The organism is Pseudomonas sp. B20, from assembly GCF_020515755.1.
Classification (GTDB): domain Bacteria; phylum Pseudomonadota; class Gammaproteobacteria; order Pseudomonadales; family Pseudomonadaceae; genus Aquipseudomonas; species Aquipseudomonas syringae.
Window position 1 is genome coordinate 16,845 of record NZ_JAHPJG010000002.1, and the last position, 26,302, is coordinate 43,146.

The 26,302-nt window shown below is 60.6% G+C and carries 24 protein-coding genes and 3 tRNA genes; 3 read left to right on the forward strand and 24 right to left on the reverse strand.

Features of this window, described 5'->3' with window-relative positions; translation table 11 throughout:
• The first annotated feature begins 78 nt into the window (after positions 1–78).
• The 3 genes from LIX91_RS02850 (at position 79) to ilvA (ending at position 4,348) form a co-directional block, all read left to right on the forward strand.
• Positions 79–1,212 carry a carbon-nitrogen hydrolase family protein gene (locus LIX91_RS02850; protein ID WP_226487952.1) on the forward strand — a complete coding sequence of 378 codons (1,134 nt, stop codon included), beginning with the start codon at positions 79–81 and terminating at the stop codon, positions 1,210–1,212.
• Positions 1,213–1,214: 2 nt separating this feature from the next.
• Positions 1,215–2,255 (forward strand): AraC family transcriptional regulator, encoded by a 1,041-nt coding sequence (locus LIX91_RS02855; protein WP_003409635.1) that lies wholly within the window; start codon positions 1,215–1,217, stop codon positions 2,253–2,255.
• A gap of 557 nt (positions 2,256–2,812) precedes the next feature.
• A complete protein-coding gene (ilvA, locus tag LIX91_RS02860; RefSeq protein WP_004418578.1) occupies positions 2,813–4,348 on the forward strand; it encodes a threonine ammonia-lyase, biosynthetic in 1,536 nt (511 codons plus the stop codon).
• Between the two features lie 164 nt (positions 4,349–4,512).
• Here the strand turns inward: ilvA and LIX91_RS02865 are convergent, their stop codons facing one another.
• The 24 genes from LIX91_RS02865 to mltG all read right to left on the reverse strand — a co-directional run bounded on the left by LIX91_RS02865 (position 4,513) and on the right by mltG (position 26,300).
• Entirely contained in the window at positions 4,513–5,340 is an 828-nt protein-coding gene (locus LIX91_RS02865) for a DUF2242 domain-containing protein (protein WP_003415692.1), read from the reverse strand.
• Positions 5,341–5,575: 235 nt separating this feature from the next.
• Positions 5,576–5,652: transfer RNA gene (locus LIX91_RS02870), tRNA-Asp, on the reverse strand.
• Between the two features lie 115 nt (positions 5,653–5,767).
• Positions 5,768–5,844, reverse strand: a tRNA-Asp gene (locus tag LIX91_RS02875).
• A 79-nt stretch (positions 5,845–5,923) separates the two neighbouring features.
• Positions 5,924–5,999, reverse strand: a tRNA-Val gene (locus LIX91_RS02880).
• A 150-nt stretch (positions 6,000–6,149) separates the two neighbouring features.
• Positions 6,150–6,914: an SDR family oxidoreductase gene (locus tag LIX91_RS02885; RefSeq protein WP_153221455.1), complete on the reverse strand. Its 765-nt coding sequence runs from the start codon at positions 6,912–6,914 to the stop codon at positions 6,150–6,152.
• A gap of 50 nt (positions 6,915–6,964) precedes the next feature.
• Positions 6,965–8,176: an O-succinylhomoserine sulfhydrylase gene (locus LIX91_RS02890; RefSeq protein WP_003318486.1), complete on the reverse strand. Its 1,212-nt coding sequence runs from the start codon at positions 8,174–8,176 to the stop codon at positions 6,965–6,967.
• A 20-nt stretch (positions 8,177–8,196) separates the two neighbouring features.
• Positions 8,197–9,705, reverse strand: coding sequence for an amidophosphoribosyltransferase (purF, locus tag LIX91_RS02895; protein WP_003347797.1), 1,509 nt, complete (start codon positions 9,703–9,705; stop codon positions 8,197–8,199).
• A gap of 12 nt (positions 9,706–9,717) precedes the next feature.
• Positions 9,718–10,305, reverse strand: coding sequence for a CvpA family protein (locus tag LIX91_RS02900; protein WP_003318487.1), 588 nt, complete (start codon positions 10,303–10,305; stop codon positions 9,718–9,720).
• A 118-nt stretch (positions 10,306–10,423) separates the two neighbouring features.
• Positions 10,424–11,086, reverse strand: coding sequence for an SPOR domain-containing protein (locus tag LIX91_RS02905; RefSeq protein WP_003415690.1), 663 nt, complete (start codon positions 11,084–11,086; stop codon positions 10,424–10,426).
• Positions 11,070–12,374 carry a bifunctional tetrahydrofolate synthase/dihydrofolate synthase gene (gene folC, locus LIX91_RS02910; RefSeq protein ID WP_226487953.1) on the reverse strand — a complete coding sequence of 435 codons (1,305 nt, stop codon included), beginning with the start codon at positions 12,372–12,374 and terminating at the stop codon, positions 11,070–11,072. Before folC ends, LIX91_RS02905 begins: the two co-directional genes overlap by 17 nt.
• On the reverse strand, positions 12,371–13,291 hold the full coding sequence (accD, locus tag LIX91_RS02915) for an acetyl-CoA carboxylase, carboxyltransferase subunit beta (RefSeq protein ID WP_003318491.1): 921 nt from the start codon (positions 13,289–13,291) through the stop codon (positions 12,371–12,373). The genes folC and accD overlap by 4 nt, the downstream gene beginning before the upstream one ends.
• Positions 13,292–13,543: 252 nt before the next feature.
• Positions 13,544–14,164, reverse strand: a complete 621-nt coding sequence (locus tag LIX91_RS02920; RefSeq protein WP_003390839.1) for a phosphoribosylanthranilate isomerase — start codon at positions 14,162–14,164, stop codon at positions 13,544–13,546.
• Between the two features lie 61 nt (positions 14,165–14,225).
• Positions 14,226–15,050 (reverse strand): tRNA pseudouridine(38-40) synthase TruA, encoded by an 825-nt coding sequence (gene truA, locus LIX91_RS02925; protein WP_003390841.1) that lies wholly within the window; start codon positions 15,048–15,050, stop codon positions 14,226–14,228.
• Between the two features lie 159 nt (positions 15,051–15,209).
• Positions 15,210–18,041, reverse strand: a complete 2,832-nt coding sequence (locus LIX91_RS02930; protein ID WP_226487954.1) for a FimV/HubP family polar landmark protein — start codon at positions 18,039–18,041, stop codon at positions 15,210–15,212.
• Between the two features lie 109 nt (positions 18,042–18,150).
• The gene (locus LIX91_RS02935; protein WP_103696873.1) at positions 18,151–19,164 is read right to left on the reverse strand and encodes an aspartate-semialdehyde dehydrogenase; all 1,014 of its coding nucleotides are present in this window, start codon (positions 19,162–19,164) and stop codon (positions 18,151–18,153) included.
• 85 nt (positions 19,165–19,249) lie between these two features.
• On the reverse strand, positions 19,250–19,810 hold the full coding sequence (locus LIX91_RS02940; protein ID WP_003415685.1) for a DUF1285 domain-containing protein: 561 nt from the start codon (positions 19,808–19,810) through the stop codon (positions 19,250–19,252).
• A gap of 28 nt (positions 19,811–19,838) precedes the next feature.
• On the reverse strand, positions 19,839–20,441 hold the full coding sequence (locus tag LIX91_RS02945; protein ID WP_003318496.1) for a DUF4823 domain-containing protein: 603 nt from the start codon (positions 20,439–20,441) through the stop codon (positions 19,839–19,841).
• Between the two features lie 123 nt (positions 20,442–20,564).
• Positions 20,565–21,227, reverse strand: a complete 663-nt coding sequence (locus tag LIX91_RS02950) for a TetR/AcrR family transcriptional regulator (protein WP_003415684.1) — start codon at positions 21,225–21,227, stop codon at positions 20,565–20,567.
• A 159-nt stretch (positions 21,228–21,386) separates the two neighbouring features.
• Positions 21,387–22,040 (reverse strand): LysE family translocator, encoded by a 654-nt coding sequence (locus tag LIX91_RS02955; protein WP_058444105.1) that lies wholly within the window; start codon positions 22,038–22,040, stop codon positions 21,387–21,389.
• 304 nt (positions 22,041–22,344) lie between these two features.
• The gene (locus tag LIX91_RS02960) at positions 22,345–23,130 is read right to left on the reverse strand and encodes a TatD family hydrolase (RefSeq protein WP_003318499.1); all 786 of its coding nucleotides are present in this window, start codon (positions 23,128–23,130) and stop codon (positions 22,345–22,347) included.
• 14 nt (positions 23,131–23,144) lie between these two features.
• Entirely contained in the window at positions 23,145–23,501 is a 357-nt protein-coding gene (locus LIX91_RS02965; RefSeq protein WP_003318502.1) for a PilZ domain-containing protein, read from the reverse strand.
• Between the two features lie 34 nt (positions 23,502–23,535).
• Positions 23,536–24,522 (reverse strand): DNA polymerase III subunit delta', encoded by a 987-nt coding sequence (locus LIX91_RS02970; protein ID WP_213569383.1) that lies wholly within the window; start codon positions 24,520–24,522, stop codon positions 23,536–23,538.
• A complete protein-coding gene (gene tmk, locus LIX91_RS02975) occupies positions 24,515–25,147 on the reverse strand; it encodes a dTMP kinase (protein WP_201419717.1) in 633 nt (210 codons plus the stop codon). The genes LIX91_RS02970 and tmk overlap by 8 nt, the downstream gene beginning before the upstream one ends.
• Positions 25,148–25,166: 19 nt before the next feature.
• On the reverse strand, positions 25,167–26,300 hold the full coding sequence (gene mltG, locus LIX91_RS02980; RefSeq protein ID WP_226487955.1) for an endolytic transglycosylase MltG: 1,134 nt from the start codon (positions 26,298–26,300) through the stop codon (positions 25,167–25,169).
• Between the last annotated feature and the right edge of the window lie 2 nt (positions 26,301–26,302).

Genomic DNA, 26,302 nt, shown 5'->3' on the forward strand with positions numbered 1-26,302 from the left:
CGCAGTGGCACTTGGCAAGCGCCCGACGCCGCCCTACCCTAGTCGACAATTTCTCGATGGCCGTCATTCGATCTTTTTATGCGCAAATTCTTCGCCATCTGCCTGGTTCTGCTGAGCGTTGCCAGCCTCGTCAGCTACGCAATCTGGACCGATCAACGTCCGGCGGGTCACTACCTGTCCGATCTGCGCATTCGTCTGGCCATCAATGAAGGCCAGCCCGGTGAACGCGGCAACCTGCTGGGGATCGAGCCCGAACTGTTTCCGACTGATTACCAGAACACCGAGCGACTGCACCGCAAGCTCGCCGCTTATCTGCAACAGGCCCGTGACAAGGGGCTGATCAACCCACGCACGGTGGTGGTACTGCCGGAACATATCGGCACCTGGCTGTTCGCCAGTGGCGAGAAGGATCAGCTCTATCAGGCTGCCACGCTGGATGAAGCCATGGAGTGGCTGTCGTGGAGCAATCCGCTGCAATTCATCAAAGCGGTGCTGGGGGCCGAAGGCCGGGACCGTCTGGATGACGCCCACCTGCGGATCAAGGCCCGATCAATGGCGCGGGACTATCAGACACTGTTTGGCGGTCTGGCCAGAGAGTTCGGCGTCACACTGGTGGCCGGTTCAATTGTGCTGCCCGATCCCAGTGTTGAAGGCGGTCAGCTGAAAGTCGGTAGCGGCGCCCTGTATAACAGCAGCCTGACATTTGGCAGCGATGGCCTGCCACTGGGTCAGCCGCAACGTCAGTTGTACCCCGAGCGCTATCAGAAGCGTTATGTGCGCACGGCAAGCGATGCGCCGTTGAATGTGATCGACACCCCGGCCGGGCGTCTGGGTGTGCTGATTGGCAGCGACAGCTGGTACCCGGAGAATTACGCGCGCCTGAACCAGAGCGGTGCGCAACTGATTGCGGTGCCGGCCTTTGTGATCGGCAAGACAGCCTGGTCCGAAGCGTGGCGCAAGCCCCGGCATTCAGACATCGACGTACCGACCGACACGCCTAGCGAGGGCGAAGCCTGGCATCACCTGACATTGATCGGGCGTGCTCCGCAAAGCACTGCGCAGGCGGGGATCAGCGTGTTCATGCGCGGGCAGTTCTGGAATCAGGGCGTGGCCGGGCAAAGTTTTGCCAGCCACGCAGGACAAACGATCGCCGAGCCGCAGCCGGAAAATGCTGCCGCTGGCGGTGCGCGCCTGATCAACCTCTGGCTTTGACGATGCCGACCCTGACGCTGCGCCTCGGTGATCTGTCGGTGGGTTTCATCCAGAGCCTGACCGATGCGGTCAACAGTTTCGACAGGAACCCTGACGCGCTGCTGGAGCAATACGGTCTTGACCCGATTCGCCTGAGCCAGGCGCGGGCGCGGCTGTCGATCCCGCGCTACATGCGTCTGGGGCATGCAGCCATCCAGCTGACCGGCCAGCCCGGGCTGGGGTTGCGCATGGGCCAGCTCAGTCGTTTTGCGCAGGCAGGTCTGGCCGGTATCACTGCGGCCCAGGCACCCAACGTGCGCGAGGCGGCGCGCACGCTGATTCGCTTTGAACCCTTGTATGGCTCCAATTATCGCGGTCAGTCGAGCTTCCACGAGGACGCGGACGGTGCCTGGATGCGCTTCTATTCAATCAGCCCCTATAACGCTTACAACAGGTTTGTGGTGGACTCGATTTTAGCTGGCTGGCTGGCTCAGCTTTCGACGCTGGCAGGAACAGAACTGCGCGCACAGCGCGTCGAGATCGAATTCGAGGCGCCTGACTATGCCGCGCAATACGCCGTATTGAGTGATAACCCGGTGCTGTTTGGCGCGGCGACTAACCAACTGCGTCTGGACCAGACCAGCCTGGCATTGCGCAACCCGGACCATTGCCCAAGTACCTGGCGGCACCTGTTGCAGTTATGCGAAGGTGAACTGGAGCAACAGACCCGCACCCGCAGCCTGCGTGAACGCATCATTCAATTGCTGGGGCCGCTATTGAACGGCGGAAGTGAACCGGATCTGGAGGAAGTGGCGGCAAGGCTCAAACTGCCGACCTGGACGCTGCGTCGCAAGCTGGCCGAAGAAGGCACCTGCTTTCGCGCAGTGCTCAATGACACGCGGCGCGACCTGGCGATGACTTATATTCGCGACACTGAACTGGCGTTCGGGGAGATCGCCTACCTGCTGGGGTTCGCTTCTGCCGAAGCCTTTCAACGCGCCTTCAAACGCTGGAACGGGCAGACTCCGGGAGAGTTTCGCCGCAGCCAGCGTCAAAGCGCTTGAAGCCGTTCACAGCTCGGTAGCATCGTCGGCAGGCTCTACCGGGTCCAGTTCCGATGCACGGTATTCAAGTAGTTCTTCCTGGTATTCGTCCATTTCTTCGCCCTCTTGGCTGAGTGAGTGGGGTGATAATCAAAGCTGAAATAACTGACCGCAAGATCAACATTAAAGTGCCAATGTGAAATAAAAATGTTGATTCCTGTCAAACAGACGAAAAAGTCCGTGGCCGATTCAGTAGTCCTCTCACCTCTGTAGCGGACGGGCGCTATTGACTTGCATGCCAGTGTCGACCTAACCTCCTGCTCATGAACCTCATCAAGCACAACCTCGGCCAGATTATTATTACCGTCATTCCAGTCATGGCGGGTTAGCCGACGTTTGCAAAAAACCCGCCCTGGAGGCGGGTTTCTTCTGTCTCCCGGGCAACAATTGCCGAATCAGGAGTCAGACATGATCGCCATCCCTCGCTCTATCGCCCTTCTCGCCGCTCTGGACCTGATTATCGATCTGCCGCGCGCTTTCGCCGAGTACCCAGGCACGACGTATGAAGAGGCGATGCGATGAGCCAGGACCCGCACGCTCTGCTCAACTATTACGCGCGCAAAATCCTCACCTCCCGCGTCTACGACGTTGCCATCGAAACGCCGCTGCAAGGCGCTCGCCAGCTGTCCGAACGGCTGGGCAATCAGGTGCTGCTCAAGCGCGAAGATCTGCAGCCGGTGTTCTCGTTCAAGATTCGTGGCGCTTACAACAAGCTCGCGCAATTGCCCGCAGAGCAGACTGCACGGGGCGTGGTGACGGCATCGGCGGGTAATCATGCTCAGGGTCTGGCGCTGGCGGCACGTGAGCTGGGGATCAAGGCGACCATCGTCATGCCGCGCACCACGCCGGAGATCAAGGTCGAGGGCGTGCGCTCGCGGGGTGCCACCGTGGTGCTGCACGGCGATTCGTTCCCGGAAGCGCTGGCCTACTCGCTGAAGCTGGTCGACGAACAAGGTTTCGTCTACATCCATCCGTATGACGACCCCGACACCATCGCCGGGCAAGGCACGGTGGCGATGGAGATTCTTCGTCAGCAACCGGGCCAGCTGGATGCGATCTTTGTTCCGGTCGGCGGTGGCGGTCTGATTGCCGGCATCGCGGCGTATGTGAAATACCTGCGCCCGGAGATCAAGATCATCGGCGTCGAGCCGGACGACTCCAACTGCCTGCAGGCGGCGATGGCCGCCGGGGAGCGCGTGGTGCTGAGCCAGGTCGGGCTGTTTGCCGATGGCGTGGCGGTGGCGCAGATCGGCCATCACACCTTTGAAGTGTGCCGCCATTATGTCGATGAAGTGATCACCGTCAGCACCGACGAAATCTGCGCGGCGATCAAGGACATCTACGACGACACCCGTTCGATCACCGAGCCGTCCGGCGCGCTGGGCGTGGCCGGGATCAAGAAGTATGTCGAGCAGCGCGGCGTCAGCGGCCAGACGCTGGTGGCGATCGATTCAGGGGCCAACGTCAACTTCGACCGCTTACGGCACGTGGCCGAGCGCGCCGAACTGGGTGAGGGTCGCGAGGCGATCATTGCCGTGACCATCCCCGAGCAGCCGGGCAGCTTCAAGGCATTCTGCGAGGCCATCGGCAAGCGGCAGATCACCGAATTCAACTACCGCTATCACACCGATCGCGAGGCGCACATCTTCGTCGGCGTGCAGACCCATCCCGAGAACGACCCGCGCAGCGCCCTGATCGCCAGCCTGACCGGACAAGGCTTCCCGGTGCTGGACCTGACCGACAACGAACTGGCCAAACTGCACATCCGTCACATGGTTGGCGGGCATGCCGAGCGCGTCGACGATGAAGTGGTGCTGCGCTTCGAGTTCCCGGAACGACCGGGCGCACTGTTCAACTTCCTCAACCGCCTGGGCGGGCGCTGGACCATCTCCATGTTCCACTACCGCAACCATGGCGCAGCCGATGGCCGCGTGGTTGCTGGATTGGTAGTGCCGGAGGATGAGCGGCATCTGGTCGGCGCTGCGCTGGATGAGATTGGTTACCGGTACTGGGATGAAAGCGAGAACCCGGCGTACAGGCTGTTTCTGGGCTAAGGCCGTGGATATTTCTCGTTCCTCACGCTCCGCGTCACAAGAGGACGCAGAGCGTCCAGACCGGCATACCCACCGGAGCATGGGCACGATAGTGTTATCCCTGACGATTATCGTTCCTCACGCTCCAGCGTGGGAATGCAGTTCACGACGCTCCGCGCCACTCCTTACTGCGCCGGGGCGGGCTCGGCTGGCGTGGGCGCGGTGCTTTCTGCAGGTTCTGCGGCCGGTGTTTCGACCGTTTCTGCCTTGAATGAAGCAGGTTCGGACGGCGCAGGCACAGGTTCGCTTGCAGCAGGCGTGACCGGTTCGGCGGCATGCTCGGCCTTCGGCGTGTTTTCTGACGACGCAGGCGCCAATTTCGCAGGCTCGGCAGCCTTGGCGGGAGTCGCCGGGGCTGCGGGAACCGTGTCAGGCACACCGAGGTCGGCCTTGGGCTTCTCGACAATATGCGCAGCCTTTTTCACTTCGGGCGGCAGGAAGTTTTCCACCAGACCGAAAAAGCGCTCGTAGAACTTCGCTGACGAGACGGTCTCGCTGGCGACCTTGACCATCGAGTCGTCAGTCGAGCCTATCGGCATCGACACGGAGCCCAGCACGCCTACGCCGAGGCTGGCCGAGTTGTTGGTCTTCTTCAGCGCGTAACGGTCCTGCAGGGCGTTGGCGAACATGGTGGAATTGCCATCCTTCGCATCGGCGGCACACACCAGATTGAAGCTGATCTCGATATGCGTATCGCCGGTCTGCTGGAAGCTCTTGCGGCCGGCAATCATCTTCGGGTCGCTGCTGGTGATGATATAGCCCTGACTCAGCAAGGCACGCCGCCCTGCCTCGCAGTAAGCCATATCGGTCGCAGGGTAGCTTCGGGAGAAGGTCCCGGCGTCGTCGAAGTGTTCATGGTCATACACCGCCTGCTTGGGCGACGATGAGCAGCCGGCCGCCATCAGCACGGCGGAGATCCAGAAGGCGGTACGAACGTTCAGTAGCTTAAACATCGAAAATCCTGAGGAAGGAAAAGACTGCCAGCAAGACTGCGAACTGGGAAATGGCGGTAAGTCTGCAACAAGGCCGACGCTGGATCAACGTACAGTTCAAAAGGATTTGGATACAGTCCATGCTCAAGCGAACCAGATCTCCCCGCAGGCACACAAAAACGCAGACAACAAAAAAGCGACCCTAGGGCCGCTTTCTTGTTTGCTTCAAGGAGTTCAAGGGCCTTGAAGCGGTGTATGGCGCAGCGGACGGGACTCGAACCCGCGACCCCCGGCGTGACAGGCCGGTATTCTAACCGACTGAACTACCGCTGCGTATCGCTGTAAACCTGTTTGAAACAAACTTTCGGTAGTCTGCTTCCTGTACACGTGACTGAAAGACCCTTGGGCTTTTCAATCGCAGACCCGGCGAACCCGATCTGTACAAATATGGCGCAGCGGACGGGACTCGAACCCGCGACCCCCGGCGTGACAGGCCGGTATTCTAACCGACTGAACTACCGCTGCGCATTGTGGACTTGCGTCCGTATAAGCTTTGTAAAATCACTTTTGAAAGCCCTCGTACTTCAGCTTTCAAACTCAACGATGGTGGGTGATGACGGGATCGAACCGCCGACCCGCTGCTTGTAAGGCAGCTGCTCTCCCAGCTGAGCTAATCACCCTTTGCTTCGTTGAGGCCGCGAAATTTACGCACCTAACGAACCTAAGTCAATAGCCTGATTGAAGTTTTTTTAAAAACCACCTCAATCACAAAACCCCCACCACACACCAAAAGCACAAGCAATAGCTCAATTGAAGCTGGCCCGCACAAACTACTCGGCGTACACCATCTTGCGCGTCATGCCACCGTCGACCACGAACTCCTGCCCGGTGACGAAGCCGGCGTTTCTGGACAACAGCCAGGCAACCATCGCCGCAACATCCTCCACCGTCCCTACCCTGCCGGCCGGATGCTGAGCATGATCGGTCTCGGACAACGGCTCGGCTCTGCGCAACGAGGGGTCACGCGCGTCGATCCAGCCAGGGCTGACAGCGTTGACACGAATCTCCGGCCCCAGGCTGATCGCCAGCGCATGTGTCAGCGCCATCAGGCCACCTTTGCTGGCTGCATAAGCCTCGGTGTCGGCCTCCGACTGACGGGAGCGTGTGGAGGTCAGGTTGACGATGCTGCCGCAATGCGCACGCAGGTAAGGCGCGCAATGCTTGGCCAGCAGCATCGGACCGCCGAGGTTGACTGCCAGCACACGGTTCCAGTGCGACAGCTCAAGGCTTTCCAGCGTAGTGTTGTGCGGATCGGCGATCGCAGCGTTGCACACCAGCGCATCGAGACGACCGAACTGGCGAAGCACCTCGGCCACGCCCGCTGCGACCTGCTCTTCACTGGCAACGTCCATGGCAATGAACAGGGCATTTTCACCCAGCGCACCGGCCACTTTCGAACCACGCGCACGGTCCAGATCGGTCAGCACCACTTGCCAGCCTTCGGCAATCAGCCACGCTGCGATGCCGAGCCCGATACCCCGAGCGGCACCGGTCACCAGGGCGACACGACCATTGTGGACGCTGGCAAATTTCAACGCCCACTCCTCGCCCGGCTTGCCACTGGCCGGATTGCTGACCTCGCTACTCACAACGCCGCCAGACCACGGGCCAGGTCAGCCTGCAGATCAGCCACGTCTTCCAGCCCCACCGCAACCCGAATCAGGCTGTCGCGAATACCTGCGGCTTCACGCTCCTGAGGTGCCAGGCGACCGTGAGAGGTGGTACTCGGGTGAGTGATCGTGGTTTTGCTGTCACCCAGGTTGGCAGTGATCGAAATCAGTCGTGTGGCATCGATGAAGCGCCATGCACCATCCTTGCCACCCTTGACCTCGAAGCTCACCACCGCGCCAAAGCCCTTTTGCTGACGCTGGGCCAACTCGTGCTGCGGGTGACTCTTCAGCCCGGCGTAATGGACTTTTTCGATGCCGTCCTGCTGCTCGAGCCACTCGGCAAGCGCCTGAGCATTGGCACAGTGAGCGCGCATCCGCAGGTTCAGGGTTTCGAGGCCCTTGAGGAAGATCCACGCGTTGAACGGGCTGAGTGTCGGCCCGGCAGTACGCAGGAAACCGACCACTTCTTTCATCTGCTCGCTGCGCCCGGCAACCACGCCGCCCATGCAACGGCCCTGGCCGTCGATGAACTTGGTGGCCGAATGCACGACAATGTCAGCGCCCAGCAACAGCGGCTGCTGCAAGGCCGGCGTACAGAAACAGTTGTCGACGATCAGCATCGCGCCCTTGGCGTGGGCGATCTCGGCCAGCGCCGCGATGTCGACCAGTTCAGCCAGGGGATTGGACGGCGATTCGACGAAAAGCATTTTGGTGTTGGGCTTGATCGCCGCATCCCAGCCGCTCAGATCGGCGAGAGGAACGTAATCCACCTCGACACCAAAGCGCTTGAAGTACTTGTCGAACAGGCTGATGGTCGAGCCGAAAACGCTGCGTGACACCAGCACATGATCACCGGCGCTGCACAGGCTCATCACCACAGCCAGGGTTGCCGCCATGCCGGTCGCCGTAGCGACGGCCTGCTCGGCACCTTCCAGTGCGGCAATGCGCTCTTCGAACGAACGCACCGTCGGGTTGGTGTAACGCGAGTAGACGTTGCCCGGCACTTCACCGGAGAAACGCGCAGCCGCGTCGGCAGCTGTGCGAAATACGTAACTGGAGGTAAAGAACATGGGTTCGCCATGCTCTCCTTCCGGTGTGCGGTGATGCCCGGCACGTACGGCTAGGGTATCGAAACCTACGCCTTCAAGGTCGCTGTCCAGCCGACCTGCATCCCATTCCTGAGTCATGCCGCCCACTCCTTGCCCAATTAGTTGTTGTACAGATCGATGATCGCGCTCACTGCCTGAGTCTTGATCTTGGAGGCGTCATTACGCGCGCTCTCGATCCGGTTCAAATAATGCTCGTCGATGTCGCCGGTCACGTACTTGCCGTCGAAAACCGAGCAATCGAAGTTGTCGATCTTGATTTTCTTGCTGCCGCTGACCGCTTCGATCAGGTCATTCAGATCCTGATAGACCAGCCAGTCGGCACCGATGAGGTCGGCCACGTCCTGAGTGGTGCGGTTGTGGGCAATCAGTTCGTGAGCACTCGGCATGTCGATGCCGTAGACGTTGGGGTAGCGCACAGCCGGGGCTGCAGAACAGAAGTAGACATTCTTGGCACCGGCTTCGCGGGCCATCTGGATGATCTGCTTGCAGGTCGTGCCACGTACGATGGAGTCATCCACCAGCATCACGTTCTTGCCGCGGAACTCCAGCTCGATGGCGTTGAGCTTCTGGCGTACGGATTTCTTGCGCGCAGCCTGGCCCGGCATGATGAAGGTCCGGCCGATGTAACGGTTCTTGACGAAGCCTTCGCGGAACTTGACGCCCAGATGATTGGCCAGCTCCAGCGCCGCAGTACGGCTGGTGTCCGGAATCGGGATGACCACGTCGATATCGTGATCAGGACGCTCGCGCAGGATCTTGTCGGCCAGCTTCTCGCCCATGCGCAGGCGCGCCTTGTAGACCGAGATGCCGTCGATGATCGAATCCGGGCGCGCCAGATAGACGTGCTCGAAGATGCACGGTGCGTACTTGGGGTTGGCCGCGCACTGACGGGTGTGCAGCTTGCCGTCTTCAGTGATGTAGACCGCTTCGCCCGGCGCCAGGTCGCGAATCAGGGTAAAGCCCAGCACGTCCAGCGATACGCTTTCCGAGGCGATCATGTACTCGACGCCTTCGTCGGTGTGACGCTGGCCGAACACGATAGGACGAATGGCGTCCGGGTCACGGAAGCCGACGATGCCATAGCCGGTGATCATGGCCACGACCGCATAACCACCACGGCAGCGATTGTGCACGTCGGTCACTGCCGCGAAGATATCCTCTTCGGTCGGCTGCAACTTGCCACGCACGGCCAGCTCATGGGCGAACACGTTGAGCAGCACTTCCGAATCGGAATTGGTGTTCACATGGCGCAGGTCGGATTCGTAAATTTCCTTGGCCAACTGCTCGACGTTGGTGAGGTTGCCGTTGTGCGCCAGCGTGATGCCGTAAGGCGAGTTGACGTAGAACGGCTGAGCCTCGGCCGACGTCGAGCTGCCCGCGGTGGGGTAACGCACATGACCGATGCCCATATGCCCGACCAGACGCTGCATATGACGTTGATGAAACACATCGCGCACCAATCCGTTGTCCTTGCGCAGGAATAACCGGCCATCATGGCTGGTTACGATACCGGCAGCGTCCTGGCCGCGGTGCTGGAGGACGGTAAGCGCGTCATACAGCGCCTGATTGACGTTCGACTTGCCGACGATACCGACGATGCCACACATGCGACACAACCCCTACTTAGTGGAACTGGATTTACCGAGCACATCCTGCGGCATTGTAGACGGCAGGATCTGTTCCTTGAACGGCATGTCAGCGGGTACGCTGATGCCGCTGGCGAGCCACTTGCTGGACATCCCGAGAATCAGGTTTTTCGACCAGTCAGCGACCATGAGAAATTGCGGCACCAGCCTGGACTGCTGCCACCATTGATCCTGTTGCACCGGCCCCAGGCTCAACAGCCCTACCGCCACAACGACAAGCAGGCCTCCGCGCGCTGCGCCGAAGACCATGCCGAGAAAACGATCGGTCCCGGAAAGCCCGGTGACGCGAATCAGCTCGCCTATCAGAAAATTGACCATGGCGCCTACCAGCAGGGTGGCGACAAAAAGAATGGTACAGCTCGCGATCACGCGAGCCGAAGGTGTTTCTATGTAATTGACCAGATACTGCGACAGCCCTGCACCAAACATCCAGGCCACAACACCTGCAATGATCCACGTCGTCAACGACAGTGCTTCTTTTACGAAGCCGCGCTTCAGACTGATCAGGGCGGAGATGGCGACAATTCCGAGAATTGCCCAGTCAACCGGAGTAAATGGCACGTTGCAGCCTGCAGACGGATATGGCGGCGCATTTTAGCAGAGCGCCCGCCTGCCGGTAAGCAGCGATTACCGGCGCGAGGCATTTTCCTTTGTGCCAAGGGCACCAGGTGCCGAACGGTCAGCCGCGCTCGGGCTGAAAGCGCACCACAATGCCCTTGAGCTTTTGCTGTTTGTCGAGCTGATCGCGCAGGCGATCAGCCTCGGCGCGCTCGATGAGCGGGCCGACAAACACCCGGTTCACGCCATCAGCGGTGCGAATGTAGGCGTTGTAGCCCTGGGTGCGCAGCGTCTTTTGCAGATTGTCGGCATTCGCACGATTGGACATGCTCGCCAACTGCACCGACCAGCTGATCGACAGGCCGTTGGCGTCGACGCCAGCAGGTGCCGCAGGTTTGGCAGGCGCCGGTGCCGCTGCTGGTGCAGCAGCTGTCGCTGGCGCCGGAGCAGGTACCGGCTTGGCAGCAGGTTTGGAGGCCGGAGCAGCAGGTGTGGTCTGAGCGGTCGGCGCAGGCGCGATCGGCATGGCAGGCGGCTGGCTGCTGCTCATGTCATCATCACCCGGCACAGGCTCCTGAGGCAGAACCTGCGGCTCCGGAACAGGCACCGGATCGACCCGCACCTGCGCAGCTGCAGGCGCCTGAGGCGCGGCTGGCGCTTCGACCTGCACCTGACGTGTTTCATCTTCACGCGTGAAAAGCATGGGCAGGAAAATGACCGCCACGGCGATCAGCACCAGTGCTCCAACCATTCGCTGCTTGAATACGTTATCCAGCAAAGCCATTTGCAGCGTCCTCATCGGTGTACCGGGCCAACCATTCAAGGGCCTCGGCAACACAGTAAAATGAACCGAACAGCAGAATCTCGTCATCGGGCGTGGCATGCGCGCACTGAGCTTCCAGCGCCAACGCGATACTCTGATAGGACGTCACGCGGGCCCCAAGGTTCTGCAAGGCCGTCTGCAACTCCTCTGCCGGCCGGCTGCGCGAGGTCGGAAGCGGCGCAACGGCCCACTCTTCAATGACCGGCGCCAGGTGCGCGACCACACCGTCGAGATCCTTGTCGCTGAGCAGGCCAAATACCGCAAGACGCTTGCCGCCAACCGGCTGCCGCGCCAGGCGCTGCCCCAGAAACTGTGCCGCGTGGGGGTTATGGCCTACATCCAGCAGCAGGTTGAGCGACTTGCCGTGCCACTTGACGACCCTGCGATCGAGACGACCGGCGAGCCGGGTCTCGGCAAGTACCTTGCCTGTCGCATCCGGTTGCAATGGATACCCCAGCAGGGCGAAGGCCTGAAGCGCCAGCGCTGCATTCTGCATGGGCAGGTCGAGCAGCGGCAGACCGCGCAGCTCGATCTGTTCGCCGTGAGCGACACCGCGCCAGTCCCAGCTGTCGTCACCTATGGAAAGATCGAAATCCCGGCCACGCAACAACAACGGACAGCCCAGCTCGCGAGCTTTGGCCAGCAGCGGCTCAGGGGGCGCAGGGTCACCGCACAGCGCAGGACAGCCGGCGCGAAAGATCCCGGCTTTCTCGAAAGCGACCGACTCACGGGTGTCGCCCAGGTACTCGGCATGATCGACCCCGATACTGGTGACCAGCGCCAGGTCCGCATCCACGAGATTGACCGCGTCCAGACGACCGCCCAGACCGACTTCCAGCACCACCGCATCGAGCCGGGCCCGCTCGAACAGCCAGAACGCCGCCAGCGTGCCCATTTCGAAATAAGTCAGGGTGACGTCGCCGCGTGCCGCTTCGACCGCAGCGAAAGCATCGCACAGTTCCAGATCGGTTACCTCAACGCCCTGCACTTTCACGCGCTCGTTATAGCGAAGCAGATGCGGGGAGCTGTAGACACCGACCTTCAAGCCCTGAGCCTGCAACAAGGCGGCGACAAAGGCGCAGGTCGAGCCCTTGCCGTTGGTGCCCGTCACCGTGATCACCTGACGCGCCGGGCGTGTAAGCCCCAGTTGCAGCGCCACCTGTCGAGACCGGTCCAGGCCCATGTCGATGGCCGACGGATGCAGTTGCTCCAGATAGGCGAGCCAGTCGCTCAGGGACGTACAGGTCATATCGTCGCGGGTGCCGGCGGAACGACGATTGGCTCGATGACGGGTGCGACAAAGCGAGGGGTCGGCAGGTTCATCATCTGTGCCAGCAGGTTACCCAGGCGTGGACGAAGCTCACTGCGCGAGACGATCATGTCGATAGCACCGTGATCCAGCAGGAATTCGCTGCGCTGGAAGCCTTCAGGCAGCTTCTCGCGAACGGTTTGCTCGATGACCCGCGGACCGGCAAAACCGATCAGCGCCTTGGGCTCGGCGACGATAACGTCACCCAGCATGGCCAGGCTGGCGGAAACGCCACCGTAGACCGGGTCGGTCAACACCGAGATGAACGGCAGCCCTTCTTCGCGAAGGCGCGCCAGAACAGCCGAGGTCTTGGCCATCTGCATCAGCGAGATCAGCGCTTCCTGCATGCGCGCACCGCCGGAAGCGGCGAAGCAGACGAACGGGCAGCGATTTTCCAGCGCGTAGTTGGCGGCACGTACGAAACGCTCGCCGACAATGGCCCCCATCGAACCACCCATAAACGAGAATTCGAATGCCGAAGCCACCACCGGCATGCCCAGCAAGGTGCCGCTCATGGAAATCAGCGCGTCCTTCTCACCGGTCTGCTTCTGCGCAGCGGTCAGACGATCCTTGTACTTCTTGCCGTCGCGGAATTTCAGACGGTCGACCGGCTCAAGATCGGCACCCAGCTCTTCGCGCCCTTCGACGTCCAGAAAAATGTTCAGGCGTGCACGTGCGCCGATACGCATGTGATGGTTGCACTTGGGGCAGACGTCCAGGGTCTTTTCCAGCTCAGGGCGATACAGCACCGCCTCACAGGACGGGCATTTGTGCCAGAGGCCTTCGGGAACCGAGCTCTTCTTGACCTCGGAACGCATGATCGATGGGATCAGTTTGTCTACCAACCAGTTGCTCATGCTTTATATCTCCAGTACCGGTGTGGCTCGAACGACTGACAAATCAAACGCCAGTCGCATGCCCTCGGATAAATTCGTATATGGACGACGATGAAAGGATAGCGATCGACTCACGGCCGGACCTGCGCCCCCCTCACCCCGATTTTTCACAACGACGGCGTTGCTCAGTGGCACCACCGCTTACTCGATTCGACCCGCGTGCCTCTTGGCGCGGACAGGCTTATGGACGGCGGCCGATCAATAGCCGTCACATCAGGTGCCGTGCACCGCACTCATGAACGCCAGGATCTTCTCCCGATCCTTGATGCCCTTGCTCTTTTCAACGCCGCCACTGACATCCACGGCATAGGGCCGGACCTGAGCGATGGCCTGCGCCACATTGGCCGACGTCAGCCCGCCCGCCAGGATGACCGGCTTGTCCAGGTCGTCCGGAATCAATGCCCAATCGAACGTTTCTCCGGTACCGCCGGGCACACCTTCGACGTAGGTATCGAGCAGCACGCCGCGTGCATTGCGATAGGTCCGGCAGACCCCGGCAATGTCATCACCGGCCTTGACCCGCAGCGCCTTGATGTAAGGACGATGATACCCGTCGCACTCCTCGGGTGTTTCATCGCCATGAAACTGCAGCATGTCCAGCGCGACCGCATCCAGCGTCTCGTTGAGCTCGCAGCGACTGGCGTTGACGAACAGGCCCACCGTGGTGATGAACGGCGGCAGCGCAGCAATGATGGCACGCGCCTGCAATACCGTCACCGCACGCGGGCTTTTCGGATAGAACACCAGGCCTATCGCGTCGGCACCTGCCTCGGCGGCAGCCAGTGCATCCTCTATGCGGGTAATCCCGCAGATCTTGCTGCGAACGGCTGACATGTCGTGAGTAACCTCAGGCCTTTCGGAAAGTCCCGGATGTTAGCAAATGCGGCCAGGATCGTCAGCCGTCCAATTCCGCAAAGCCCGTAAGAAAATGAGGACCGATGTAGCGCTCGGGCAACGGGAATTCATCACGGTACTCGACGCCGACCAGGTACAACCCGTAGGGATGGGCCGTGACACCGCCGGTGCGCCGAATCCGGCTTTCCAGCACCTCGCGCGCCCACTCGACCGGACGCTCGCCGGTGCCGATGGTCATCAGCACCCCGGCGATATTGCGCACCATATGATGAAGAAAGGCATTGGCGCGCACATCGATCACGATCATCTTGCCGTGACGGGTCACGCGCAGATGGTGCAACTGCTTGACCGGCGATTTGGCCTGACACTGACCGGCGCGAAACGCGCTGAAATCGTGAGTACCTACCAGATATTCGGCAGCCTGCGCCATGCGCTCGACATCCAGCGGGCGGTGGTTCCAGGTAATTTCCTGGTTCAGGTGCGCCGGGCGGATCTGATCGTTGTAGATCACGTAACGATAACGCCGGGCAATGGCCTTGAAGCGCGCATGAAAGGTGGCCGGCATGACTCTGGCCCAGGTGACACTGACATCATGGGGCAGATTGATATTGGCGCCCATGACCCAGGCCTTCAGGGTGCGCTCGGCCTGGGTGTCGAAGTGCACCACCTGACCGCAGGCATGCACGCCCGCGTCCGTGCGACCGGCACACATCAGTGAAACCGGTGACGCGGCCACTTTTGACAGAGCGTCTTCAAGGGTTTCCTGCACGGTCAGCACGCCGGACGCCTGACGTTGCCAGCCGCAATAGCGCGAGCCCTTGTATTCAACGCCCAGCGCGATTCGGGAAAAGCCCTCGGCCGCCATCTCGGCGGCCGGGTTATCTATGTTCGCCAAAGTGGTACAGCCTGTCGGTTCGCGAAAAGTCGGCCATTATACGGCCGCAAAAAAAACACGCTACTCAAGCCGGACATCTGAAATGCAAACGGCCGCATAAGCGGCCGTGTGCAGGTTGCCGGGGTTGAATCAGGCCAGCCGAGAAAGCATCTCCCGCGCTTCACTTTTCTGACCGTCATCGCCCTCGGTGACGACCTCATCAAGAATATCCCGAGCGCCGTCCGCATCGCCCATGTCGATGTAGGCACGCGCCAGATCAAGCTTGGTCGCCGCTTCGTCAGTACCGGACATGAAGTCGAAGTCCGGCTCGTCATCCAGCGCGGCCGCATCCTCGGCGGTGAATCTCGGCTCATCGAGCGGCGGATGTTCGAGATTCTGCGAAAGACGCTCAAGCTCGGCATTGACGTCGTCGATTTCAGTCGCGAACGCCTGACTTGCCTGATCGGTTTCAATCTCGTCCGCCAGCGACAGGTCGAAATCCTCTGGAAGCTCCAGGTCATCACCGACCGGTGGTGCTGGCGAGGTTTCACCCAAATCCAGCGGATCTTCGCCAAGGCCGAGCAGGAAATCATCTTCGTTCTTGAGGGCCGGGTCTTCCTCGGACAAGTCCAGGTCGAAGTCGGCCAGGTCCTGCGGCGTTGTCGCTGCACGGGCCTCTTCCTGCTGCTGCATGACCGACTCGAAGCTCAGCTCTTCGTCATCCGCTACCGCCGATACCTTGGGCTCGTCGAGCATCAGGTCATCGAGATCGTTAACAGTAGAGACTTCAGGCACAGACGGTTCTTCGAACTCGTCCAGGCTCAAGTCAAAATCGTTATCGAACGGGTCTGCCTCTTCAACAGGCTCTGCGGCCAGCGGCGCGACTACTTCCGGCTCAGGTTCAGGTGTAGCAACAATTTCAGGCTCAGGCTCAGGCTCTGGCTCGGCCTCCTGCTCTGCCGCATCATCGGCCAGCAGCTCTTCAAGATATTTGGCATCGAGCTCTGCAACCAGCGCAGCTGTCGTGGCCGCTGCGGCGGCTGCAGCGACGGCAGGAGCAGCCGATGAGGTTTCAGAAGCCAGCGGCGCAGCAACAGGTGCCACCGGCTTCAGGGTCGAGTTAAGTTCTTCCCGCTGCTCGACCTCAGCTTCAAGCTTTCCCGCTGCCACCAGTTTACGTTCGTGGGCGGCATAGGCTTTGTTGTTACCCTGCTCGGCGTAGATTTCCATCAGTTTCAGACGGATATCGTCGCGCTTCGGGTCTTCGTTAACAGCTTCTTCCAGCAACTCGATCGCCTGATTCATACGACCGTAAGCGATATGGATCTCGGCCTGAACCAGCGGATCGGCAGGACGTTCACGACCGGCAGCGCCTGCTGCTGCGGCGCCTCCCATGCGCACATTGGGCGGCGGCACATCAAGCCCGTCGAAGCTGGCGGGGGGTGCATTCATGTCCATGTCCGAGACGAAATCCGACTCCTCGGCCAGCGCACGTGCCATGCGCTTGTGCTTCTCGGCCTCGGCCTTCGCCGCGCGACGACGCGCCAGGAACAACAGCAGCAAGGCCAGAATCAGCAATACCGCACCGCCGATCAGGCCAAGCAACACAGGGTTGTTGATGATTTTCTGCAGCGCGTCCTCGTCCTCTTCTGCTGCTGCAACCGGCTCCACCGCCAGCGGCTGCTCTGGCGCCGGGGTCGCAACTTCGGCAGCACCGGCAGGCAGCGCATCTTCAGGCGCGATCTCGCCAGCCGGTTTCACCGGAGCACCGTTGGCATCAACCAGCGAGGCAGGCACTGCCGCGTTGGCGGGTGTCGCCGCTTCCGGAGTGGCGGCAGGAGGCGGCACGGCTGCGCCAGCGGCCTGCATCTTGGCCAACTGACCGTTTTTCAACTCGACCAGACGCTGCAACTTGTCGAGCTGGCTTTGCAGGTCGTTCATGCGGCTTTTCAGCTCGGCATTGTCGCGACGCGTTGTATCCAGGGCTTCCTGAGCCACGGCCAGCTTGTTGCCAACATCGCTGTCGCCCGCCGCACCTTTCGCCGCAGGCTTGCCGCTTGCCGACACCAGACTGAGGTTGTCGGAGGTATCGACTTTGGAGGGCGCCGCGCCCGCACGGTCACGACGGGTAGCATCGACCTGACGTGTACCGGCTGGCAGACGGCGACCTTCACGCCAGGCGCTGTATTGCCGGGAAACTTCTGCCACTGCCTGTGATTGCGGCAGCGCGGTGGTCTGTTGCGGCGTCGGAAGGCGCAGCACCTGCCCTTTCTTCAGGCGGTTAATGTTGCCACCAATGAACGCATCCGGATTCAACGCCTGAATCGCCAGCATGGTTTGCTGGACAGTCCCGCCAGTACGCACCTTGGCAGCGATTTCCCACAAGGTGTCGTTATTGGCGGTGACGTACTGTGACTGCTTGTCGGCGGCTGGCGGCGGCACTGCGGCTGGGTTGGCAGCCGGTGCCGGTGCCTCGGCTGCCGGCGCTTCAGCCGACGGGGCTACCGTTGCCAGTTGCGCGGGCGCCGCGGGCGCTGCAGCGGGGGCCGGGGCAGCCGCCGCAGCGGCTGCCTCGGGAGAGAATTTCGGCGGATCGAGCAGAAGGCTGTATTCACGCAGCAACCGGCCATTGGGCCAGAGCACCTGAACCAGGAACTTCACATAAGGCTCGCGCACCGGCTTGCTGGATGTAATGCGCAGGACACTTTTACCGCTGGCATTGATAACCGGGGTAAAGGTGAGATCGTTGAGAAATGCCTGACGGGTTACACCCGCCTGCGCGAAGTCGGCCGTGGTGGCCAGGCTGGGCACAACTTGCGTTGCGTTGAGTCCCTGAGCCTCGGTCAACTCGATTTCCGCTACCAATGGCTGATTCAGGGTCGACTTGACCGACAATTCCCCGAGCCCCAGCGCCTGCGCCATACCCGATGACAGCGCTGATGCCGCAGCGATTGCTAATACCAGTTTACGAACCTGAACCATAGCCCATCCCTTGTTTAAAGATTCCCCGAGATCCGGGGAGGTAGTCCTGCATTTGGGTGTAAGGCGTATCGCCGCTAAAACAATTATTCAAATTGTTGCCAAGTATCTTTTACACATAGTCTTTTATCAACAATTCGCCAACCTGCACAGCGTTGAGCGCCGCGCCTTTACGCACATTATCCGAGGTCAGCCACAGATTGAGCTGCTCGGAATCGTCGGTTCCCGCCCTGACGCGTCCCACATAAACCACATCCTGACCCACCGCATCGCCCACCGGTGTAGGGTAATCACCCGCATCGACCAGCTCGATCCCCTCTGCAGACTCGAGTGCAGCATTGACCGCTGCCACGTCGACCGCCCCGGCCGTGCGCAGCGCGACAGTGAAGCTGTCACCAAAGAACACCGGTACCTGAATGCAAGTCGCAGACACTTTGAGCGATGGCAGCGCCAGCAGTTCGCGCAATTCTTCGACCAGACGCCTTTCCAGCGGCAGGTGCCCCGACGCGTCTGGTGTACCCACTTGCGCCAGCAGGTTGAACGCCATCTGGCGATCAAAAAACCGCGTTTCCAGCGGGCGGACATTCAACAGTTCGGTGGTCTGACGTGCCAGCTCGCTGACGCCTTCACGCCCCAGTGCCGATACCGCCAGACACGCCGTTACCGTCACCGACTGAATATCGATCAGGCCGCGCAACGGCGCCAGAGCCAGGGCAACCGCAGTGGCAGAAGCGCTGGGGCTGGCAACCAGACAAGGCGCGATACCACGGCTGTGCAAAAGCGTAGCATTTATTTCCGGCACGACATTCGGCGCCTGGGCTGAGGTAAATGCGCCCGACAAGTCGATGACCGTGCACCCCGCTGCTACCGCCTTTTCGGCGTGACTGCGACTGACCCCAGGCCCCGCTGCGAAAAACGCCATGCGCACCGTGCTGAAATCGAATTCGTCGACTTCGCGTACGCGCACATTCTTGCCTCGAAACGGCACCGAGTGGCCTGCGGACTCGATGCTGGCCAGCAGGTACAGATTGCCCACCGGAAAATTGCGCTCCTCCAGAACCTGCACAACGGTTTCGCCGACAGTACCGGTTGCGCCGACTACGGCGATATCAAAGGACTGGCTCATGCAAAAACCTCAGGAAAATCAGGGAGCGGCACTTTAACCGCCGCATTGCCGACAGGCAATTCAAGCCGGCAATCAGGTGTGTATTTCAAGGCTCGAGCCCTATCGGGAAAAACACGCCATGGCTCCAGACGCCCAGCCAGCGCTGTCCGTCTATATCGCGGGAAACGGCCAGCTCGACCAACTGATAGAAAACATTGCGGTGAATCAGCGCCTCCAGATTGCTTCGCACGTGAATGTACGGCGCCGGTTCCTGGGTATCAGGGTCGGTGACAACCCGCAAAGGGTGTTCCGGTCCCGCTTCGCTCTGATCCTCTACATTGGTCAGAAAGCGCAACACCTGGCCCTCGCCCTCCCCCAGCACCTCGAGGCTGACGGCGACAAAAGGCGCGTCATCAACCGTGATGCCGACCTTTTCGACGGGCGTGATCAGGAAATAGTCATCGCCATCGCGGCGCATGATGGTCGAGAACAACCGAACCATCGGTTTGCGGCCGATCGGCGTGCCCAGGTAATACCAGGTACCGTCGCGAGCGATACGCATATCGATATCGCCGCAGAAATCCGGATTCCACAAATGAACAGGCGGCAACCCTTTGGTTTTGGGGATCTGCGCGAACAGATCACCCGCCTTGTTTGAATCGGTCACTCCATTCTCCTGATGCGAGCTTTAGGCTCTAGCGTTCGACACCCAATAAGGTACGAGCGTAGTCCTCAAGAGGCGGACCCAGCAAATCCTCGGGGCTTTTGTCGTAAAGCGTCAGCAATCCGCCACGGCTGCGAATGCGTGCGCTGTCGATGAGGTAGCGGGTGCCGGTCTCGATCAGCATCAGCTGAATGACACCGCTGTCGACGCCCAGACGATCCACCGCTTCCTGATCAGCCCATTGATCGCCATTGCCGATGCGGTCATCAGCCTTGGCGAAACGCGCATAGAGCAAATAATGTGCGCCCGCAGCACGCGCCTCGACCATGGCTTCATCCAGCCCCAGCGGGCCGCGGGCGCGACGGACCATCGGGAAATACTCGATAAACCCCTTGAAGGCCTCTTCAGCCACCACGTTGGGGCGCGGATAGGCGTTGCCTGGCGGCACGAAGGCGCCCTGAGCGATGTAAATGAACGAGTCAGGCTGCACGCGCCAGTTGGCAGTACGACGGGTTTCGCTATGGTCGAGCAGACCTGCGTCGCTGAATTGCTCGCGAACACCTTCGCCCATGTCACTGACTTTCATGCAGCCACTCAACGCCAGAAGCGCGAGCAGCATAACCAGGCTACGCATTATCCCCTCCCAAATACCGGTGACGGAAAACCGGCGAATGGTCGTCGGATGCAGCTTCCGCGCCATCTCTGACACGGCCGGCGCCAAAGCCTTGAAGCTGATGCTCAGGGCCGGGCCGGCGTGTTATTCGGCGGCAGGATCTGGCGTGGGTTCGACGCTGACGTCGCCGTCGCGCTTGCGCTTGTTGCCCATGCGTACGCCGATGTCCATGAGGAAGTGGAAGAAGCCTTCCTGGTCTTCCAGCACGTTGCTCCAGAACGGCGAGTGATACAGCGCAACAGCGCCATGCACCAGCGCCCAGGCGGCGCAGTAATGGTAGTAAGGCGGGACATCTTCGAGCTTGCCTTCGCTGATGCGGCCTTTGATCAGCAGCGTCAGGTGTTCGAAGTTGGAAGCGCGAATCTTGTGCAGCTCTTCGACCAGCTCAGGCACCTGATTGCCCTTGACCACCTTCTCTTCCAGGCGGTCGAACAGGCGATAGCGCTGCGGGTCACGCATGCGGAATTCGAAGTAGGCGCGCGAGAGCGATTCCTTGTCCTTGTCGACATCGGCCGAATGCAGCAGCTCGTTCAGGTCCCGCTCGTAGTCGAGCATCAGGCGCAGGTAGATTTCCGCCTTGGACTTGAAGTGCTTGTAGATGGTGCCTTTGCCAATGCCGACGGCGTCCGCGATCATCTCGACAGTGACGCTGTCTTCGCCTTGCTCGAGAAACAGCTTTAGTGCGGTGTCGAGAATTTCCTGCTCACGGCGGCGAAATTCACGGACCTTACGAGGTTCTTTCTGCATAGAGAGGTCTGTCAGGATCGAAATCGAAGCCGGGTATTATGCCCAATCGGCGCTAAATTGCACGGTTCATCCATATTTGTCGACCCGCACGAATGATTCGGACGGGAAATCCGCACCGGTCATCCCGAGCGCTCGATCCCACTCCAGTGCGCTGGCAACCTAGTGCGCTGGCAACGCGGGAGCAGCGACGACAAACTCCAGATAACCCGTGATCACCACATACAACGTGAAGTAGGCAAAGATCAGCGCCGAGGCAATGTATGACCAGCGCAACACTCGTTCGCCCATGAAACGCCCACCCTGATGAGCCAGCGCACACAGCGAGATCGACCAGACCACGCCCGCAGCGACGAACCCGGCGAGAAAGGTCGAAGCGCTGACAAGATCAGAGCCTTGCCGGGCAATCAGCGCTCCGCCGACTGCGGCAAACCAGAGGATGGCGCTGGGTGAGGACATCGCCAGAAAGATCCCGCGCAGGAACAGCGCCAGGCTGGATTTTTCCGATTCAGCCGCCTGACTGTCGAGACCGGCGCTGACAGTGGTGGCACTCATGATCATCCTGAAGCAGAACCAGGCCAGCACCGCAGTGCCGCCAATCCAGAGCACGTAGCGCACGACTTCATATTGCAGCAGCACGGCCATGCCGAGCATCGCCAGGATTGCGTAGGCCAGATCACCGACGCAGGTTCCCAATCCTAGCCACAGCCCTCTGGAAAAACCGCGCTGCATGGACAGCGTGATCATGGCGATGTTTGCCAGACCAATGTCCAGACACAAGGACAGACTCAGCAGAAAACCGTTGGAAAACTCCACCCCACCACTCCACTACTGCAGCGCACCCGCATTTCGCCCGATACAAAGTGTTCATCGAGCACTCAAGGAGCGCTTTAGTATTCCAAAACTGTTTAAAAAACGATCAAAAGACACTGGACGCTACGCTGTCCTGAACAATACTTAAGCTGCTGCCGCGTCATCATTCCCCAAATGACTCGGCAGTAGAGGCGCCAAAGGACTAGCGCGCCTTTGTTTTACTCCTAATGGTCTTAACCCGGCTTCACCCCCCAGAATCCGGGTTTTTTTTGCCTGCGATTTGTCTACCCGTGAACGTGCGCATCCGTCAACGCTGAACGTGCGCCAGCGGAAACAGGCGAGCGAAATTGGCCGTAGTCTGCTCGGCAAAGCGCTCGTAGGACTCGCCTCGCAGCATTGCCAGAAACTCGGCAACCTCACGTACGTACTGGGGCAGATTCGGCTTGCCCCGATACGGGATGGGCGCGAGGTACGGGGAGTCGGTCTCGACCAGCAGACGATCGGCGGGCACCTGCCTTGCAACGTCGCGCAGGGCATCGGCGTTGCGAAACGTCACGATACCGGACAGCGAAATGTAGTAACCCAGGTCCAGCGCGGCCTTGGCCATCTCCCAGTCCTCGGTGAAACAGTGCAGGACACCGGCGTGGGGCAAGGCCGCTTCACGCAGCAGGCTGAGGGTATCGGCACGTGCGCCTCGAGTGTGGATGACCACTGGTTTTTCAGTGATTCTGGCCGCCTCGAGGTGAACCCGGAAAGACGCCTGTTGCAGCTCGGCTGCTTCAGGTTCGTAGTGGTAGTCCAGACCGGTCTCGCCAATCGCTACCACCCGCGGGTGATCCAGCTCCTTGAGCAACCAGTCCAGGGGCGGCATTTCGCCGGGCTTCACGTCCAGCGGATGAATGCCCACCGAGCAGTCGACATCCGCGTAGCGTTCGGCGAGTGCCTTGACCGCACCCGCATTGTCGGCGCTGACACCGATGCAGAGAAAATGCCCGACCCCTCTGCCGCGGGCGGCGTCGAGTGCGGCATCCAGAGAGCCGTCGTGCTGGGCAAGGTCAAGGCGATCGAGGTGACAATGGGAATCTACAAGCATGGGTTAAAACACAACTACATCGTATGGGTTGGACGATCGGACTTGAGAGCGCCGACCAGGTGAGTTTCGATCAGATTGCGGGCGGTGTTGTCGCCGTCATTGAACTGCACGCCGACGCCGGCAGTGCGATTGCCCTGCGCGCCTTTCGGCGTGATCCAGGCAACACGACCAGCCACCGGAACCTTCTCCGGTTCGTCCATCAGATTGAGAAGCATGAACACTTCATCGCCCAGCTTGTAGCTTTTGCTGGTCGGAATGAACAGCCCGCCGTTTCTGATGAACGGCATATAAGCAGCGTAAAGAACGGACTTGTCCTTGATGGTCAGGGACAGGATGCCATTACGTGGACCTGTGCTCGGCGGCAGATTCATGACAACACCTCAACGGTTCCGGATAACGCAGAGTCTACGCCTGTCCCGGCAGGCCTGCCCACTGCACCAACAACGCTTCAAGCAGCAAAACCCGATTGAGGTTGGCCTTGGACATGACTTTCTGGCGCTGCGCCAGAATCCAGTCCTGAATATCCAGCACTTTGGCGCGAGAAGACTTCTGCGCCAGGTATTGAATCACCTTGCGCATGTCACCCAGGCCAAGGCCCTCCTCGTCCTGCGTCATCTGATAGCGCAGGATCAGGTGCGACCAGTCACAGAACCAGTCGAACAGCAATAACAGCGGAATATCCTTCCAGCCCTCGGCCAGCTGGGTAGCCGACTGTTGTTGCTTGAGCAGCTTCTTGACGCCGTCGACCACCAGCGCGCGCTGTTCGCGAACACCCTGCGCGTGCAGCGCCACCGCAGCCAGCGGCGACCCGGCGGCCAGCGTCAGCAACTCGAAGCGCTCGTCCTGCGTGCAATCGGGCAATGCGCCGCTCAGCCAGTCGAGACTCATCTGTTCGCTGGGTAACGGGCAGGCCTGCTGTACACAGCGGCTCTTGACCGTTGGCAGCAAGCGGCTCGGTTGATGGCTGACCAACAACAGAACGGTATTGCCTGAAGGCTCTTCCAGACTTTTCAGCAAGGCATTGGCCGCGTTGGTATTCATCGCTTCCACCGGCTCGACAAGCACCACCTTGCGCCCGCCCATCTGGGCGGTCTGCACCACGAAACTGACCAGATCACGCACCTGATCGACCTTGATCGGCTTGTCCGCCTCTTCCGGCTCGAGCACGTAATTGTCGGGATGGCTGCCAGCCGCCAACAGCAGACAGGACTTGCAGTGCCCGCAGGCATCAAGCCCGTCAGGCGTCTTGCACAACAAGCTGGCCATCAGCCGTTCAGCCAGGGCGCGCTTACCGATACCTGCCGGCCCGTGCAGCAGATAGGCGTGAGCGTGCTGGGCGCGACCGGCCATCTGCTGCCAGAGCGAAGCCTGCCAGGGATAGGCTTCAGCCACGTTGCAGCTCCAGCAACTGAGGTAGCAAGGTGTCGAGGGAAGCCTGCACATCGGCCAGGGGCTGTGCAGCGTCTACCAGGCGATAGCGCGCAGGTTCAGCCTTGGCGCGCTCCAGATAGGTGCTGCGCACGGCGTCGAAGAAAGTCCGGCCTTCCTGCTCGAACCGATCCAGCCGACCGCGTGCAGCGGCGCGTGACAGGCCGATCTCAACCGGCAGGTCGAACACCAGCGTCAGGTCAGGGCGCAGGTCGCCTTGAACGAATTGCTCCAGCGCTGCAATACGCTCATGGGACAGGCCGCGACCGCCGCCCTGATAGGCGTAGGTGGCATCGGTAAACCGATCACAGAGCACCACCTCGCCACGCGCCAGCGCGGGACGAATGACTTCGGCCAGATGCTGGGCACGCGCGGCAAACACCAGCAGCAGTTCGGTGTCGGCGCTCATGGCCTCGTCGCTGGGCGCCAGCAACAGCTCGCGAATACGCTCGGCCAGCGGAGTACCACCCGGTTCGCGGGTCAGCAGTACCTGAACACCCTGCGCACGCAATTGCGCCGCCAGGTAGTCGCGGTTGGTGCTTTTGCCTGCACCTTCCGGGCCTTCAAGAGTGATAAACAAGCCAGTCACAGGTCATCCTTAATCGTCATCATTGCGCATTCGGCTCGGACTGCGGGGTGTCCGGAGCATCCGCGGGTACGGCTTCCGAAGAGGGAGAGTCAGCTGCCGGTGCCGGTGTGGCAGGTGCAGCAGGTGCCGGGCTGGAACGATAATCCGCGCGGCGCTTGAGCTGATAATCACGCACGGCCGCGTTATGGGCATCCAGATCGTCCGAGAACACATGGCTGCCGTCGCCCTTGGCCACGAAATACAGGCTGCTGCCGTCCACCGGATTGAGCGCAGCGTGAATCGCTTCGCGCCCCACCAGCGAAATGGGCGTCGGCGGCAGGCCGGCGATCATATAGGTGTTGTAGGGTGTGGCTTCCTTGAGGTTGGCGCGGGTCAGTTTGCCGTTGTAGCGCTCGCCCATGCCGTAGATCACGGTCGGGTCGGTCTGCAACTGCATGCCCAGCTTCAGGCGACGCACGAACACACCGGCTATCTGGCCGCGCTCCTGAGGCACGCCGGTCTCTTTCTCGACCAGCGACGCCATGATCAGCGCCTGATAAGAATTTGAGTAGGGAGCCTCTGACGAACGCGCATTCCATTCCTCGTCGAGTACTTCTTCCAGGCGGCTGTAGGCCTGCTTGAGCAATTCGGCATCGGTCATGCCGCGCACGTAGCGGTAAGTGTCCGGAAAGAAACGGCCCTCAGGAAACACGTCGGGGTGGCCGATTTTCGCCATCAGCTCGCTGTCGGACAGACCTGACAGCGTTTGATCGAGCTTGGCCTGTTTGGCCAGCGCAGCACGTACCTGGCGGAAATTCCAGCCTTCGACCAGCGTCAGGCTGTATTGCACGACTTCCTTGCGCTTCCAGACGTCGAACAGGCCCTTGACGTTCATGCCCGGCACCATACGGTATTCACCGCTGTGCAGCGCCTGTCCGGACAGGTTGAAACGCCAGTAAAGACGCAGCCAGAAAGCGTCCTTGATCACGCCATCGGCCTGCAATCGGTTGAGTACGCCGGTCGGCGTCGAACCGGCCGGTACGTCCAGCAGTTGCTCCTGAGCCACCTCAAGTGGCTGGTTCAGCGCCTGATACTGCTGCCAGAACGCAAAACCGAGCAGCAAACCTGCCAGGACAACCGCTGTTTCCAGCAACACCAATATTTTTCGGATCAAAA

Coding starts and splice junctions, on each gene's coding strand:
- LIX91_RS02850 (WP_226487952.1), top strand. CDS start 79: ATGCGCAAATTCTTCGCCATCTGCCTGGTTCTGCTGAGCGTTGCCAGC.
- LIX91_RS02855 (WP_003409635.1), top strand. CDS start 1,215: ATGCCGACCCTGACGCTGCGCCTCGGTGATCTGTCGGTGGGTTTCATC.
- ilvA (WP_004418578.1), top strand. CDS start 2,813: ATGAGCCAGGACCCGCACGCTCTGCTCAACTATTACGCGCGCAAAATC.
- LIX91_RS02865 (WP_003415692.1), bottom strand. CDS start 5,340: ATGTTTAAGCTACTGAACGTTCGTACCGCCTTCTGGATCTCCGCCGTG.
- LIX91_RS02890 (WP_003318486.1), bottom strand. CDS start 8,176: ATGACTCAGGAATGGGATGCAGGTCGGCTGGACAGCGACCTTGAAGGC.
- purF (WP_003347797.1), bottom strand. CDS start 9,705: ATGTGTGGCATCGTCGGTATCGTCGGCAAGTCGAACGTCAATCAGGCG.
- LIX91_RS02905 (WP_003415690.1), bottom strand. CDS start 11,086: ATGGCTTTGCTGGATAACGTATTCAAGCAGCGAATGGTTGGAGCACTG.
- folC (WP_226487953.1), bottom strand. CDS start 12,374: ATGACCTGTACGTCCCTGAGCGACTGGCTCGCCTATCTGGAGCAACTG.
- accD (WP_003318491.1), bottom strand. CDS start 13,291: ATGAGCAACTGGTTGGTAGACAAACTGATCCCATCGATCATGCGTTCC.
- LIX91_RS02920 (WP_003390839.1), bottom strand. CDS start 14,164: ATGTCAGCCGTTCGCAGCAAGATCTGCGGGATTACCCGCATAGAGGAT.
- truA (WP_003390841.1), bottom strand. CDS start 15,050: ATGGCGGCCGAGGGCTTTTCCCGAATCGCGCTGGGCGTTGAATACAAG.
- LIX91_RS02930 (WP_226487954.1), bottom strand. CDS start 18,041: ATGGTTCAGGTTCGTAAACTGGTATTAGCAATCGCTGCGGCATCAGCG.
- LIX91_RS02935 (WP_103696873.1), bottom strand. CDS start 19,164: ATGAGCCAGTCCTTTGATATCGCCGTAGTCGGCGCAACCGGTACTGTC.
- LIX91_RS02945 (WP_003318496.1), bottom strand. CDS start 20,441: ATGCGTAGCCTGGTTATGCTGCTCGCGCTTCTGGCGTTGAGTGGCTGC.
- LIX91_RS02950 (WP_003415684.1), bottom strand. CDS start 21,227: ATGCAGAAAGAACCTCGTAAGGTCCGTGAATTTCGCCGCCGTGAGCAG.
- LIX91_RS02960 (WP_003318499.1), bottom strand. CDS start 23,130: ATGCTTGTAGATTCCCATTGTCACCTCGATCGCCTTGACCTTGCCCAG.
- LIX91_RS02965 (WP_003318502.1), bottom strand. CDS start 23,501: ATGAATCTGCCGCCGAGCACAGGTCCACGTAATGGCATCCTGTCCCTG.